This window comes from Nocardioides immobilis (assembly GCF_003515065.1).
In the GTDB taxonomy this organism is placed as follows: Bacteria; Actinomycetota; Actinomycetes; order Propionibacteriales; family Nocardioidaceae; genus Nocardioides; species Nocardioides immobilis.
The window spans coordinates 1-1,000 of sequence record NZ_QXGH01000072.1 but is presented as its reverse complement, the minus strand read 5'-3'; the positions used below and the strand labels follow the sequence as shown (position 1 = coordinate 1,000).

At 68.5% G+C, this 1,000-nt stretch carries 1 protein-coding gene; it reads right to left on the bottom strand.

The features are described 5' to 3' along the window. On the bottom strand, positions 1–833 hold an 833-nt coding region (locus D0Z08_RS31570; RefSeq protein ID WP_118929250.1), incomplete at its 3' end, for an IS110 family RNA-guided transposase. Positions 834–1,000: the final 167 nt, after the last annotated feature.

The following is a 1,000-nucleotide window of genomic DNA, read 5'->3' as shown; positions in this document are numbered from 1 at the left end:
CGGTTGATCTGACGGTTCCCTTTGCGTGAGAGCCGGTGTCGGACGTGGTCTCCGGAGGAGGCGTCGATGGGTGCGGTGCCGTTCCAGGACGCGAAGTGGCCGCGGGTGGGGAACCGGGTGATGTCGCCGACGTCGACCAGCAGCCGGGCGGCACCGGTGGGGCCGATGCCGTTGAGGTCGAGCAGGGTGGAGCCGGTTGCGCGGATCAGCTCGGCCAGTTCTTTGTCGGCGGCCTTCTTGCGCTGGTAGATCCGTTCCAGGTCGGCGATGAGCTCGGCGGCGACCCGGCGTCGTGCCTTGCCCGCGGCGTCGCGCGGACGCACCTTCGCGAGCACGGCTTTGGCCTGGGCGGCGGAGAGGTCCTTCTTCGCCCCGCCGGGGATCAGCTCGAGCAGCAGGTGGTGCAGCTGGGCGACCTTGCGGGTGTGTTCCTCACCGAGCCAGCCACGGCGGTCGACCAGGACCCGCAGCACCTCGAGCTCCTCGTCGGCCACGACCGGCCGCAGGCCGGACATCCGGGTGCCGACCAACGCCACGGAGTGGGCGTCGGTGGCGTCGGTCTTGCGTCCCTGACCAGTTGAGAAGACCCGCGCCCGGGCCGAGAGCTTCGGCGGCACATCGACGACTTCCTCACCCAACGCGAGCAGCCGGACCGCGACATGGCGGCCGATCCCGTTACATCCCTCGATCGCCCAGACCCGGTCCGGAAACCGGCTGACGTAATCGGTCATCGCGGTGAAACCGGCCTCATCGGTGCCGAACCGGCCACCGTCCAAGACGGTCTCCTCGGCGTCCATCACCTCGATCGTGACCGACCTCTTGTGCGGATCCATCCCGATCACCACACGACTTGTCGACTCGCTCACTGCGTTCCTCCGATGCTCGATCCATCACTGGTTGTCGAGCCGGGAGGGCAACGCTACTTAGAGCTGGGCAGACCCCTCTCGAGCCTCTCCTGGCTCTCGGCGCCCGGCCCGCGCATGCCAGTAGTGAGCCACAC